This is a genomic window from Qipengyuania sp. SM2512 (genome assembly GCF_054954005.1).
Genome location: NZ_CM143134.1, coordinates 1,273,028 through 1,284,810 on the forward strand (window position 1 = coordinate 1,273,028; position 11,783 = coordinate 1,284,810).

Consider the following 11,783-nt stretch of genomic DNA (forward strand, 5'->3'; position numbering starts at 1 on the left):
TGAAAAGTGTCGGCTTCGGGTGCAACTGCGCCGCTTCTTCATGATCGACAGCCAGCGCCTCGAATCCATCGTCCGCGAAGCGGGCCGCATCGCCCACGATCTGTGGCCGGGTGCGGGTCATTCCGTGGCGAGCTGGGAGAAGGAACCCGGCGCCCCGGTCTGCGAAGCGGATATCGCGGTCGATACTTTCCTCAAGCGCGAATTGGGCGCGCTGCTGCCCTCGGCGGGCTGGCTGTCCGAGGAGACGGTGGACGATCCGGCGCGGCTCGCCAATTCGCTGATCTGGCTGGTCGATCCGGTCGACGGGACGCGCGATTTCATCCGCGGGCGGCCCGGCTGGTGCGTCTCGGTGGCGCTGGTGAGCGCGGGGCGGCCGCTGATCGGCATTCTTGCCGCCCCGGCGCGCGGCGAAAGCTGGAGCGCGGTCGCCGGGGCGGGGGCGATGCGCAACGGCGCGGTGCTGCGCGCCTCGACCCGGGCCGAGTTTCCCGGGGCGCGGGTTCCCGCCGATTCGCTCGCCCGCGCCGACCGCGATCTGTCGCTGGTCGACAAACCCAATTCGATCGCGCTGCGGATTGCCATGGTGGCGGCGGACGAGGCCGATCTGGTGGCGACGCTGCGCTGGGGCTTCGAATGGGACATCGGTGCCGCCGCGCTGATCGCGCGCGAAGCGGGAGCCGCGACCACCGATGCCTTCGGGCGCAAGCTCGATTACAACAAGCGCGATCCGCGCGCCTTCGGAGTGATCGCCTCCGCGCCGGGGATCCACGGAGCTGCGGTCGAGCGACTGGCAGGGCGCGCTGCCACGATCGGTCGGAGAAACGCCTAGCTGGTCGAGCCGGGGACAAGAGGCCAGGCCCGTGCGGACAAAGGAAAGGGGCCGATCCTGCGACCGGCCCCTTCCGTTTTTCGTTCCGTCCTCGAGAACGGAGCGGGAATTACATCCCTTGCGCGGCCTGCGCCTCGCGGACGTCCTGCTGATCGAACGGGATGATCTTGATCTCGACCCGGCGGTTAAGAGCGCGGCCCTGTTCGGTCGCATTGTCGCCGACGAAATAGCGCGGATCCTCGCCGAAGCCTTGCGAACGAATGCGCGAGGCGGCGACGCCGCGGCTGGTCAGATAGCTCGCCACCGCCTGGGCACGCTGCTCCGAAAGCCGCTGGTTGAACGAATCGGAACCGGTCGAATCGGTGTAGCCGTAAACGTCGATCAGGCTGTTGGGATATTGCGTCAGGCTCTGCGCGACGCGGTCGAGCGTGTTCCGGAAGGTCTGGTTGATCGTGTAGCTGCCGGTCTGGAAGGTGACGCCGTCGGGCAGGTTGACGAGGATCGCCTCGCCGCCATCGACCTGGCTCACATCGACCCCGGTGCCCGCGGTCGCTTCCTCGAGCTCCTTGATCTGCTGGTCCATGCGGTAGCCGACATAGCCGCCGGCCGCGCCGCCGCCGACCGCGCCGATGATGCGACCGGTCTTGCCGCCGATCACGCCGCCGAGCAGGCCGCCCAGCAATGCGCCGCCGCCGGTGCCGAGCACGGTGCGCGAGATTTTCTGCTCGCCGGTGTTGGGATCGGTGACGCAGGCCGAAACGCCGAGCAGCGAGACGGAAGCCAGCGTGGCGACGAGAATTCTGGATTTTTTCATGGAAATTCGGTCCTTCTTCAGCGGGGTCCCGGTTCGGAGATTCGATCCGGATCGACCCAGCATTGGGATAGTTGAAGAGCGCGCCCACTCCGCGCCTGCCCCTTCAAACTCGCGAGGACCACAGGCGTTCCGCGATGAAGGCGCCGTGAATGCCGGTGTGAAGGCTGGCGTGAATGCTGGTGTGGCCGCGCAATTGTGCTAGCGCTGGGCCGGTGACACCCTTTCCCTGGTCCGACCTCTTCATCATCGCGGGGCTCATCCTGCTCAACGGCGTCTTCGCGATGTCCGAGCTGGCGATCGTTTCCGCCCGCACCGCGCGGCTGCGCGGCGCCGCGCAGAAGGGTACGCCCGGCGCCCGGACCGCGCTGCGGCTGGCTTCCGACCCGGGCAAGTTCCTCTCCACCGTGCAGATCGGCATCACGCTGATCGGGATCATCGCGGGCGCCTATTCGGGCGCCAGCCTCGGCGGACCGGTGGGCGAGCGGCTGGCGGCGCTGGGAGTGCCCGGGCAATGGGCCGACCAGGCCGGCTTCGCGCTGGTGATCGCGCTGACGACCTATTTCAGTCTCGTCGTCGGCGAACTCGTACCCAAGCAGGTCGCGCTGCGGCTGGCGGTGCCGATCGCGCTGGTGATGGCGCGGCCGATGGCGATACTCTCGCGGGTCGCCGCGCCGCTGGTCTGGCTGCTCGACACCTCCTCGGCGGTGCTGCTGCGGCTGCTGGGGGTGCGCGCCTCGGGTCAGCCGGCGGTGACCGCGGAAGAGCTGCAGATGATCTTCGCCGACGCCACCCGCTCGGGGGTGATCGAACACGCCCAGCACCAGATGCTGCAGGGCGTGGTCCGGCTGGCGGACCGCCCGGTGCGCGAGGTGATGACCCCGCGCAACCAGCTCGACTGGATCGACGCCGATGCCGACACCGACCAGATCCGCGCCACGATCGAGGCCAGTTCGCATTCCTGTCTGCCGGTCGCGGAAGGGTCTCCGGACCGGGTGGTGGGGCTGGTCAAGGTGCGCGAGGTGCTCGCGCATATGGTCGCGGGGCGGCCGGTCGATCTGCGCGGGATGATGCTGCCGGCCGAGGTCGTTCCCGACCAGCTCGACGCGGTCGACGCGCTGCGCGTGCTCCAGCAGGCCGATGTCGCGATGGCGATGGTCCACGACGAATACGGCCATCTCGACGGGATCGTAACCCCGGTCGATGTCCTCACCGCGCTGGTCGGCGATTTCGCCAGCGACCAGGAGCATGGCGAGACGCCCGGGGTGATCGAACGCGAGGACGGCTCGCTGCTGATCTCGGGCGCGCTCTCCGCCGATGCGCTGAGCGACCGGCTCGGTCTCGCCTATGACGAGGACCGCGAATTCGCCACCGCGGCGGGCTTCGTCCTCGCGGTGCTGCGCAAGCTGCCCGAGGAGGGCGAGTATTTCAGCGAGCAGGGCTGGCGCTTCGAGGTCGTCGACATGGACGGCCGCCGGATCGACAAGCTGCTGGTGTCGCGCGAAGGCCCCGAGCCCGCGGCCGACGAGTTCGGCGGGGACTGAGCCCCCGCCGGAAGTCCTAGCCCGGGATCACGGCCTGCGCGCCGGCGCCATCGCCTTCGGGCGCGGCAATGATGTCGCGGGTAACGCGGCCCTTGGCCACGGTGTTGGTTTCGGGATCGCCCACCGAGGAGCGGATCCCCGGGGCCGCGGCACCGGCCCGATCGAGCGCGCTGGTCTCGACCGCGCTGCGCTCTGCCGGACCGCCGAACAGCGCCTCGAGCGCCTGCTGCGAGGTGGCGCCTTCCGAGGGGCGCGGGGCGCCCGGAGCGGGGGGCACGAGGTTGAAATCGGGCGGCACCACCAGCGGCGCCTGACGCTGGACGGCGAATTCGTCGGGCCGCTCGCGGTTGAGGAAGCCGCCGCCCCCGCATGCGGACAGCATGGTCGCCGAGAGGGCGAGCAGGGCGAGGGTGTGGTGCTTGGTCATGAAGTCTTCTCCGCGGCGGAAGGCGCCGTTTCATCCATCAGGTCGTCGACATTGTCGCGTATGAGAAAGGCGCGGGCAAGGATAATCACCACGCCGATCGTGATCGCCGCATCGGCGACGTTGAAGATCAGAAAGGGCCGGAACTCGCCGAAATGCAGATCGGCGAAATCGACCACATAGCCCAGATCGTAGCGGTCGCGGATATTGCCCAGCGCCCCGCCCAGGATCAGCGCCAGCCCGAAGATCTCGCCCAGGAGCCGCTCGCGCAGCATCCACACCGTCACCACCAGCGCGATCAGCGCGGTGACCGCGACCAGCGCCCAGCGCGCCTCGGGGCTGGTCGCCTCGAACATGCCCAGCGACACGCCGAAATTGCGGGTGAAGCGCAGGTCGAAAAACGGCAGCAGCTCCATCGCATCGCCCACCCGGTCGATCCCGAGCCGCTCGGTGACGAGCCATTTGCTCCATTGGTCGAAGCCGAAGATCCCCAGCGCGATGCCGCAGCCGATCAGGCGGTTGCGCAGGGTCCGGGTCATGCCGCCCCCTCGCTGCGACCATCCAGATGCGCGACCACATCCTCGCAGCGATCGCACAGCGCGCCGTCCTCGGCCACGCTGGGGAGCAGCCGCCAGCAGCGGCCGCATTTGTCTTCGGAGGTGCGGGTCACTGTCACCGCGTCGCTATCGTCAATCGTCACTGACGCGGTGATGAACAGTTCGGCCAGCGCCGCCGCGTCGAAGCCTTGCGGCACGCGCGCGGCGGGGACCACCACATCGGCCTCGAGGCCCGAACGGATCACCTTCTCGCGGCGCAGCGGCTCGATCGCCTCCATCACTTCCTCGCGCAAGCTCCGCAAAGCGTCCCAGCGGCTCTGGTCCGCCTCGACGCCGGGGACCGCCGGCCATTCGAGCAGATGGACGCTGCCCCCCTCCTCGCCGGGCGCGGCGGGATAGCGCGTCTGCCACACTTCCTCGGCGGTGAAGACCAGCACCGGCGCGGCGTAGCGCACCAGCGCGTGGAACAGCAGGTCGAGCACGGTGCGATAGGCGTTGCGGCGGGTGCTGTCCGGCCCGTCGCAATAGAGCACGTCCTTGCGGATATCGAAATAGAAGGCCGAAAGGTCTTCGTTGCAGAAATCGACCAGCAAGCGGGTGTAGGCGTTGAAATCATAGGCCAGCGCCGCCGCGCGCAATTTGCCGTCGAGCCCGGCGAGCAGCGCCAGCACATAGCGCTCCAGCTCGGGAACCTCGCCCGCATCGCCCATATCGCCGACGAAGCCATCCAGCGCGCCGAGCAGATAGCGGAAGGTGTTGCGCAGCTTGCGATACTGGTCGGCGACCCCCTTGAGGATCTCGTCGCCGATGCGGTGATCCTCGGTGTAGTCGACGCTCAGCGCCCACAGCCGGATGATGTCCGCGCCGTATTGCTCCATCACCTTCAAGGGATCGATGGTGTTGCCCAGGCTCTTGGACATCTTCTTGCCCTGGCTGTCCATCGTGAAGCCGTGGGTCAGCACCTGGTTGTAAGGCGCGCGGCCGCGGGTGGCGCAGCTTTCCATCAGCGAGGACTGGAACCAGCCGCGATGCTGGTCCGAGCCCTCGAGATAGAGATCGGCGGGCCATTGCAGCGCCGGCCAGCGCCCGCTTTCCAGCGTGAAGACATGGGTGCAGCCGCTATCGAACCAGACGTCGAGAATATCGGTGACCATCTCGTAATGGCCGGGCGTGTAATCGGGGCCGAGCAGATCGGCTTTCGCCGCCTCGTTCCAGCCGTCGACTCCGTGGTCGCGGATGGCGGCGACGATGCGCTGGTTGACCGCGGGATCGCGCAGATAATCATTGCCGCCCTTCTTCACGAACAGCGTGATCGGCACCCCCCAGGCGCGCTGGCGCGACAGCACCCAGTCGGGCCGCCCCTCGACCATCGAGCGAATCCGGTTGCGGCCCTTCTCGGGGATGAAATCGACGCGTTCGATCTCGCTCAGTGCTCGCTCACGCAGCGTCGAGCCCCTTCCCTTGAGGGAAGGGGTTGGGGATGGGTGTTCGGCGTCCGCAGACGTGGGACCCCCCACCCCCGGCCCCTCCCCCGAGGGGAGGGGAGAGGAAAGGTCGCGGTCCATCGGCACGAACCATTGCGGCGTGCAGCGATAGATCACCTTGGCTTTCGAGCGCCACGAATGCGGATAGGAATGCGCGTAATCCTCCGAGGCCGCCAGCAGCGCGCCGGCCTCGCGCAGGTCCGAGCAGATCGGCCCGTCGGGCGCGTTGAAGGGCTTGTTGATCACCGCGCGGCGGCGTTCCTTGCCCTCGGCGTCGAGATCCCCGGCGCCCAGCCACGGCCAGTCGTCGCGGTAGCGTCCGTCGTCCATCACCGCGAACACGGGTTCGATGCCGACCGTCTTGCACAGAGCGAAATCGTCCTCGCCGTGATCGGGCGACATGTGGACGAGGCCGGTGCCGCTGTCGGTGGTGACGAAATCTCCCGCGAGGAAGGGGCGCGGGCGCGCGTAGAATTCGAGCGCCTTCTGCCACGCCGCGTCGCCTGCGGTCGCGCCACCCTGCTCGCCACCTCCCGCCGCGTCGCCCCGGACTTGATCCGGGGCCCCGCTATCTTCCTGCGCCGCGCCCGAAGGCAGCGGGGCCCCGGCTCGGGGGCCGGGGCGACGGGATTGGAGGAATTCGTAGATCGGGTGACGGGCGAGCGTTCCGGCGAGTTTTGACCCGATCAGTGTATGGGCCTCCATCCAGCCAGCCACATCATCAGCTGAAACAATATTCGCCTGACCGGGAGCATCGACAACCTGAAGTCCAGAACGAGCCAGGAACTCGTCGCGAAGCTCATGGGCAACAAGATACTTATTACCATCGTTCGCGTTCAATAGCTCGTAGGCAACATCCGCCCCATAGGCGATCGCCTGGTTGACCGGGATCGTCCACGGCGTCGTCGTCCAGATCACCGCATAGGCGCCGCGCAACTCTTCGATCGGCGATTCCACAATCTCGAACGCCACATCGATCTGCGTCGAGACGATGTTCTCATATTCGACCTCGGCCTCGGCCAGCGCGGTCTTTTCGACCGGGCTCCACATCACCGGCTTGGACCCGCGATAGAGATTGCCGCTTTCGGCGAATTTCATCAGCTCGCCGACGATCGTCGCCTCGGCCTGGAAATCCATGGTCAGATAGGGATTGTCCCAATCGCCCAGACAGCCCAGCCGCTTGAGCTGTTCGCGCTGGGTATCGACCCAGCCCTGCGCATAGGCGCGGCATTCGGCGCGGAATTCGGCCGGGGGGACCTCGTCCTTGTTGAGCTTCTTCTTGCGGTACTGCTCCTCGACCTTCCACTCGATCGGCAGGCCGTGGCAATCCCAGCCCGGGACATAGGGCGCATCCTTGCCCAGCAGCGTCTGCGTCCGGCAGACCATGTCCTTGAGCACATGGTTAAGCGCATGGCCGACGTGGATGTCGCCATTGGCATAGGGCGGACCGTCGTGGAGGATGAACTTCTCGCGGCCTTCGCGTGCGGCGCGCAGCTCCTCGTAGAGCTTCTCCTGCTGCCAGCGCGCGAGGATCCCCGGCTCCTTCTGCGGCAGCCCGGCCTTCATGGGAAAATCGGTCTTCGGCAGGAAGACGGTATCTCGGTAATCGCGCGGTTCGGTCATGGCGGCGGGCCTTAGCCGGGGCGGAAGGTTTGAGCAATTTGTTCGCGCGCGGGGCGAGGGTGAGGTTTGGAGTTCGCGCTAAGACGCTAAGGCGCGAAGGAAGAGAAGAAAGCAAGGGACGGATTATCGCGCGCTCTTTCCGCGAAGCGGAGAGAAGCCACACGAAAGCGGCTTCGCCGCAAATCATGCCAAAATCTTGGCGCCTTAGCGTCTTGGCGCGAAACCTATCCGAGCAATTCCCGCGCCCGCGCGCAATCGGCATCCATCTGAACCACCAGCTCCTCGAGCGAATCGAATTTCGCTTCGGGCCTCAGGAAGTGATGGAACGCCACCTCGATCTCCTGCCCGTAAAGATCGCCCGAGAAATCGAAGAAATAGGGCTCGAGCAATTCCTTGGGCGGGTCGAATTGCGGGCGGATGCCGACATTGGCCGCGCCCTTCAGCACCTCGCCCGTCGCGAGGATCCGTCCGGTGACCGCGTAGATGCCGTAGCGCGGACGCAGATAGTGCTCGATCGCGAGATTGGCGGTGGGATAGCCGATGGTCCGGCCGCGCTTGTCGCCATGCTCGACCACGCCGCGGATCGCAAAGGGGCGGGTGAGTAGCCGCGCCGCCTCCTGCGGATCGCCCTCTTTGAGCGCCTCGCGCACCCGGCTCGACGAGATCGGCTGCCCGCCATCCATCACCGCGCCGACCGTGCGGGTTTCCAGCCCGCGCTCGGCCCCAAAGCCGCGCAGCAGCGCGACATCGCCCTTCGCGCCCTGGCCGTATCGGAAATCCTCGCCGGTCACCACGCCATGCGCGCCCAGCCGCTCGATCAGGATCTGCGCGATGAAATCCTCTGCCGGGGTTCCCGCCAGCGCGCCGTCGAAATGGAACACCAGCATCGCGGTCGCGCCCGCGGCGAGATAGAGTTCCTGCCGTTGTTCGAGCGTGGTCAGCCGGAACGGCGGCACCTCGGGGCGGAAGAAGCGCACCGGGTGCGGGTCGAAAGTGGCGATCACCGCGGGGCGACCCTCGGCGCGCGCCCATTCGATCGCCTCGCCCGCGACCTGCTGGTGGCCGAGGTGGAACCCGTCGAAATTGCCCAGCGCGATGATCGCGCCGCGCAGGGGTTCGGGGACCGGCTCGCGGTGGTCGAGCCATCTCATGCCCCGCCCCCAGGCTTTTCTTCCGGAAGCTTGCGATAGGTGACGAAGGAATAGGCCGGCTGGTCGTCTTTCGAGGGATGGTCCTCGCGCGCCGCGATTTCCCAGAGCGCGCCCAGCTCGGGCATGAAGACGTCGCCCGCGAAATCGGCGTGGATCTGCGTCACCTCGGCGCGAACCGCATGGTCCATGAAGCTGTCGAAGATCGCCGCGCCGCCGATCACCGCGATCTTGCCCCCGTTTTCGGAGTCGCCCTGGCCCGCCGCCGCGAGCGCTTCATCGACCGAGCGGACGACTTCGGCGCCCGTGCTGTCCCAGCGCTCGCGCCGCGTCAGCACGATATGGCGCCGCCCCGGGAGCAGGCCGGGCAGGCTCTCGAAGGTCTTGCGCCCCATGATCATCGGGCAGCCCATGGTCAGCGCCTTGAAATGCGCCAGATCCGCGGGGAGGTGCCAGGGCAGGCGGCCCTCGCGCCCGATCGCGCCATTGGCGGCGCGGGCGTAGATCAGGAAGACGGTCTGGGTCACGGGTGGGTCTGGCGGCTCTGGCGGATTTGGCGGGTCGGGCGGATCAGTCTGGTGACATGGCCCATCTTGCGCCCCTCGCGCGCCTGCTTCTTGCCATAGAGATGCAGATGCGTGTCGGGCTCGCCCAGCAGCGCCTGCGCGCTGGCCGAATCGGCGCCGATTAGATTGGTCATCGTCACGCTCTCGGCGACCGTGGCGGTATCGCCCAGCGGCAGCCCCGCCACCGCGCGCATGTGGTTGGCGAACTGGCTGGTGACCGCGCCCTCGATCGTCCAATGCCCCGAATTGTGGACCCGAGGAGCCATCTCATTGAAAACAGGCCCTTTTTCGGTCGCAAAAAACTCCAGCGTCAGCACCCCGACATAATCCAGCGCATCCGCCACAGCCTTCGCCAGGGCATGTGTTTCATCAACTTGCGCCGCGATTCGCTCGCCCGCCGGGAGCGAGGAGGTGGCGAGAATCCCGTCGTGGTGCTCGTTGCGCGCCGATTCCCAGAACCGCACATCGCCGTCCTGCCCCCGCACCAGAATCACCGAAAACTCCGCCGCGAAATCGACGAAGCCCTCGTAGACCGCCGGGGTACCGGACAATTGCACCGACTCCGCATCATGCGCCGATTGGATCCGCCACTGGCCCTTGCCGTCGTAGCCCTGCCGCCTTGTCTTGAGGATGCCCGGCGCGCCGATGCGCTCGACCGCCGCGACCAGATCGTCGCGCGAATCCACCGCGGCGTGGAGCGCGGGGCGCCCGCCGAGCCCCTCGACGAAGCGTTTTTCCGTCAGCCGGTCCTGCGCCACTTCGAGCGCCTTGCGCGGCGGGAACACCGCGCCGACCGGCAGCGTGTCGAACACGCTCAGCGGCACGTTCTCGAACTCATAGGTGATCGCGTCGCATTGCGCGGCGAAAGCGGCGAGCGCGGCGGTGTCGTCCCAGCGCGCGACGAAGAAATCTGCGCAGAGCGCGGCGGCGACATTGTCGCCCTCGGGCGCAAAGCCGACGCAGCGATAACCCAGCCGCGCCCCCTCGATGGCGAGCATGCGTCCCAATTGTCCCCCGCCGAGGATGCCGATCGTGCTGCCCGGTTTCAGCATCAGTCCTGAGGCCGTTCCGCCACCGCGTCGCTGCGCGCCTGCCGCCAGGCCTTGAGCCGGTCGGTGAGCGCCGCGTCGCCGCCCGCCAGTATGCTCGCGGCGAGCAGGCCGGCGTTGGTCGCGCCAGCCTCGCCGATCGCCAGCGTTCCCACCGGGACGCCTGCGGGCATCTGGACGATCGAGAGCAGGCTGTCCTGGCCGCTGAGCGCGCGCGACTGCACCGGCACGCCCAGCACGGGCAGATGCGTCAGCGCCGCGATCATTCCCGGCAGATGCGCCGCGCCGCCCGCACCGGCGATAATCACGCTGATGCCGTCGCCCTCGGCTGCGCGGGCAAAATCATACATCCGGTCGGGGGTGCGATGCGCCGAGACGATTCGCACGTCGGTGGCGATTTCGAGCTCCTCCAGAACCGCGGCGCAGTTCTTCATCGTCGGCCAGTCGGACTGGCTGCCCATCACGATCGCGACTTTCGCAGCCTGCGTCATGCTCACGCGTCCTTCAGGTAATAGCGCTCGCCCGAGGGGCGCAGATTGTCGCCGAATTCGTAGACGATCGGCTGGCCGGTGGGAATCTCCAGCCCGGTGATTGCCTCGTCGGAAATGCCCGAGAGATGCTTGACCAGCGCACGCAGCGAATTGCCATGCGCCGAGATCAGCACCGTCTCGCCGCTCGACAGCACGGGCAGGATCGCGCTTTCCCAATAGGGCAGCACGCGTTCGATGGTCAGCTTAAGGCTCTCGGCGCTCGGCACCGGCACCCCGGCGTAGCGCGGGTCCGCCGAGAGATCGAACGCGCTGCCCTCTTCCATTGGCGGCGGGGGCACATCGAAGCTGCGGCGCCAGATATGGACCTGCTCGTCGCCATATTTGTCGCGCGTCTCCTGCTTGTCGAGCCCGGTCAGCCCGCCGTAGTGCCGCTCGTTGAGCCGCCAGTCCTTGGTCACCGGGATCCACAGCCGGTCGCAGGCCTCGAGCGCGAGATTGAGCGTCTTGATCGCGCGGGTCTGGTAGGAGGTGAAGGCCACGCTGGGCAGCAGACCGCGCTCTGCGAGCAGGCGTCCCGCGGCGATCGCTTCCTCGACGCCCTTCTCGGTCAGGTCGACATCCCACCAGCCGGTGAAGCGGTTGGCGAGGTTCCATTCGCTCTGGCCGTGGCGAGCGAGAATGAGTTTGGGCATGAATGCTCCGGACAGATCCTAGGAGCGCGCTGCGTTAGCCGCCCGGATCGGGTTTTGGAAGCGCCGCGTCCGATTCGTTCTGCTGGCGCGCCTGCGCCTTGCGGCGACGCAGGTTTTCGCGCAGGCGCGCCGCCAGCCGTTCCTCGCGCGCCGCCTTGGGATCGGGTTTGTCCATGGCGGCGCTTGTGGCGGCGAAGCTCGCCAAGCTCAAGCATCGCTTGACATTGGTCCCGGCTCTGACAATAGCGCGCGCCTCCTCAACCCCCTCTCTGGGGGCAGGGTCCGTGCTGCTGTAGCTCAGTGGTAGAGCGCGTCATTGGTAATGACGAGGTCGGGAGTTCAATCCTCCCCAGCAGCACCATTATTTCGAGGGTTCAGCCGCCCTCGAACAGTGAATCATTCAAATACCGTGGGAAGTGTCCGGGTCTGTCGGCTGCCAATCGCCTGGCCCGATTTCGGCCGCGACCTGCGGTGCTGCAAGCGCCGACGAGTGCTCGGCACGGCCCACCCCTCCACCATCGAAGCTCACGACTGCATGAGCGGCGCGGCCCTTCCGTTGCCGCTC

12 protein-coding genes and 1 tRNA gene are annotated in these 11,783 nt (G+C 67.4%); 3 read left to right on the forward strand and 10 right to left on the reverse strand.

The window, feature by feature from the left end:
* Window positions 1-40 precede the first annotated feature (40 nt).
* Window positions 41-829 (forward strand): 3'(2'),5'-bisphosphate nucleotidase CysQ, encoded by a 789-nt coding sequence (locus tag ACQ5J0_RS06485; protein ID WP_462570071.1) that lies wholly within the window; start codon window positions 41-43, stop codon window positions 827-829.
* A gap of 109 nt (window positions 830-938) precedes the next feature.
* Here ACQ5J0_RS06485 and ACQ5J0_RS06490 read toward each other — a convergent pair whose 3' ends face one another.
* Window positions 939-1,643 (reverse strand): OmpA family protein, encoded by a 705-nt coding sequence (locus tag ACQ5J0_RS06490; RefSeq protein ID WP_462569747.1) that lies wholly within the window; start codon window positions 1,641-1,643, stop codon window positions 939-941.
* A 212-nt stretch (window positions 1,644-1,855) separates the two neighbouring features.
* Between ACQ5J0_RS06490 and ACQ5J0_RS06495 the strand changes: the two genes are divergently transcribed.
* Entirely contained in the window at window positions 1,856-3,184 is a 1,329-nt protein-coding gene (locus tag ACQ5J0_RS06495) for a hemolysin family protein (RefSeq protein ID WP_462569748.1), read from the forward strand.
* Window positions 3,185-3,200: 16 nt separating this feature from the next.
* On the opposite strand, the gene ACQ5J0_RS06500 is transcribed toward ACQ5J0_RS06495, so the two are convergent.
* The 9 genes from ACQ5J0_RS06500 to ACQ5J0_RS06540 form a co-directional block, all read right to left on the reverse strand.
* On the reverse strand, window positions 3,201-3,611 hold the full coding sequence (locus ACQ5J0_RS06500) for a DUF3035 domain-containing protein (RefSeq protein WP_462569749.1): 411 nt from the start codon (window positions 3,609-3,611) through the stop codon (window positions 3,201-3,203).
* Window positions 3,608-4,147 (reverse strand): signal peptidase II, encoded by a 540-nt coding sequence (gene lspA, locus ACQ5J0_RS06505; protein ID WP_462569750.1) that lies wholly within the window; start codon window positions 4,145-4,147, stop codon window positions 3,608-3,610. Before lspA ends, ACQ5J0_RS06500 begins: the two co-directional genes overlap by 4 nt.
* Window positions 4,144-7,272 (reverse strand): isoleucine--tRNA ligase, encoded by a 3,129-nt coding sequence (ileS, locus tag ACQ5J0_RS06510; protein WP_462569751.1) that lies wholly within the window; start codon window positions 7,270-7,272, stop codon window positions 4,144-4,146. Before ileS ends, lspA begins: the two co-directional genes overlap by 4 nt.
* Before the next feature lie 224 nt (window positions 7,273-7,496).
* Window positions 7,497-8,423 carry a bifunctional riboflavin kinase/FAD synthetase gene (locus tag ACQ5J0_RS06515; protein WP_462569753.1) on the reverse strand — a complete coding sequence of 309 codons (927 nt, stop codon included), beginning with the start codon at window positions 8,421-8,423 and terminating at the stop codon, window positions 7,497-7,499.
* Complete coding sequence (locus ACQ5J0_RS06520) at window positions 8,420-8,947, reverse strand: dihydrofolate reductase (RefSeq protein WP_462569754.1); 528 nt, start codon at window positions 8,945-8,947, stop codon at window positions 8,420-8,422. Before ACQ5J0_RS06520 ends, ACQ5J0_RS06515 begins: the two co-directional genes overlap by 4 nt.
* A complete protein-coding gene (locus ACQ5J0_RS06525; protein ID WP_462569755.1) occupies window positions 8,944-10,038 on the reverse strand; it encodes a 5-(carboxyamino)imidazole ribonucleotide synthase in 1,095 nt (364 codons plus the stop codon). Before ACQ5J0_RS06525 ends, ACQ5J0_RS06520 begins: the two co-directional genes overlap by 4 nt.
* Complete coding sequence (gene purE / locus ACQ5J0_RS06530; protein ID WP_462569756.1) at window positions 10,038-10,526, reverse strand: 5-(carboxyamino)imidazole ribonucleotide mutase; 489 nt, start codon at window positions 10,524-10,526, stop codon at window positions 10,038-10,040. The genes ACQ5J0_RS06525 and purE overlap by 1 nt, the downstream gene beginning before the upstream one ends.
* A gap of 2 nt (window positions 10,527-10,528) precedes the next feature.
* Window positions 10,529-11,218 (reverse strand): 2,3-diphosphoglycerate-dependent phosphoglycerate mutase, encoded by a 690-nt coding sequence (gpmA, locus tag ACQ5J0_RS06535; RefSeq protein WP_462569757.1) that lies wholly within the window; start codon window positions 11,216-11,218, stop codon window positions 10,529-10,531.
* A gap of 34 nt (window positions 11,219-11,252) precedes the next feature.
* Window positions 11,253-11,393, reverse strand: a complete 141-nt coding sequence (locus ACQ5J0_RS06540; protein ID WP_462569758.1) for a hypothetical protein — start codon at window positions 11,391-11,393, stop codon at window positions 11,253-11,255.
* Between the two features lie 111 nt (window positions 11,394-11,504).
* Here ACQ5J0_RS06540 and ACQ5J0_RS06545 point away from each other — a divergent pair.
* Window positions 11,505-11,579 (forward strand) — tRNA-Thr (locus ACQ5J0_RS06545).
* The last annotated feature ends 204 nt before the right edge of the window (window positions 11,580-11,783 follow it).

What these genes read in the sequence shown, in the direction of transcription:
- purE (WP_462569756.1), bottom strand. Translation starts at nt 10,526, where the DNA reads ATGACGCAGGCTGCGAAAGTCGCGATCGTGATGGGCAGCCAGTCCGAC.
- ACQ5J0_RS06525 (WP_462569755.1), bottom strand. Translation starts at nt 10,038, where the DNA reads ATGCTGAAACCGGGCAGCACGATCGGCATCCTCGGCGGGGGACAATTG.
- ACQ5J0_RS06485 (WP_462570071.1), top strand. Translation starts at nt 41, where the DNA reads ATGATCGACAGCCAGCGCCTCGAATCCATCGTCCGCGAAGCGGGCCGC.
- gpmA (WP_462569757.1), bottom strand. Translation starts at nt 11,218, where the DNA reads ATGCCCAAACTCATTCTCGCTCGCCACGGCCAGAGCGAATGGAACCTC.
- ACQ5J0_RS06490 (WP_462569747.1), bottom strand. Translation starts at nt 1,643, where the DNA reads ATGAAAAAATCCAGAATTCTCGTCGCCACGCTGGCTTCCGTCTCGCTG.
- ACQ5J0_RS06500 (WP_462569749.1), bottom strand. Translation starts at nt 3,611, where the DNA reads ATGACCAAGCACCACACCCTCGCCCTGCTCGCCCTCTCGGCGACCATG.
- ileS (WP_462569751.1), bottom strand. Translation starts at nt 7,272, where the DNA reads ATGACCGAACCGCGCGATTACCGAGATACCGTCTTCCTGCCGAAGACC.
- ACQ5J0_RS06515 (WP_462569753.1), bottom strand. Translation starts at nt 8,423, where the DNA reads ATGAGATGGCTCGACCACCGCGAGCCGGTCCCCGAACCCCTGCGCGGC.
- lspA (WP_462569750.1), bottom strand. Translation starts at nt 4,147, where the DNA reads ATGACCCGGACCCTGCGCAACCGCCTGATCGGCTGCGGCATCGCGCTG.
- ACQ5J0_RS06540 (WP_462569758.1), bottom strand. Translation starts at nt 11,393, where the DNA reads ATGGACAAACCCGATCCCAAGGCGGCGCGCGAGGAACGGCTGGCGGCG.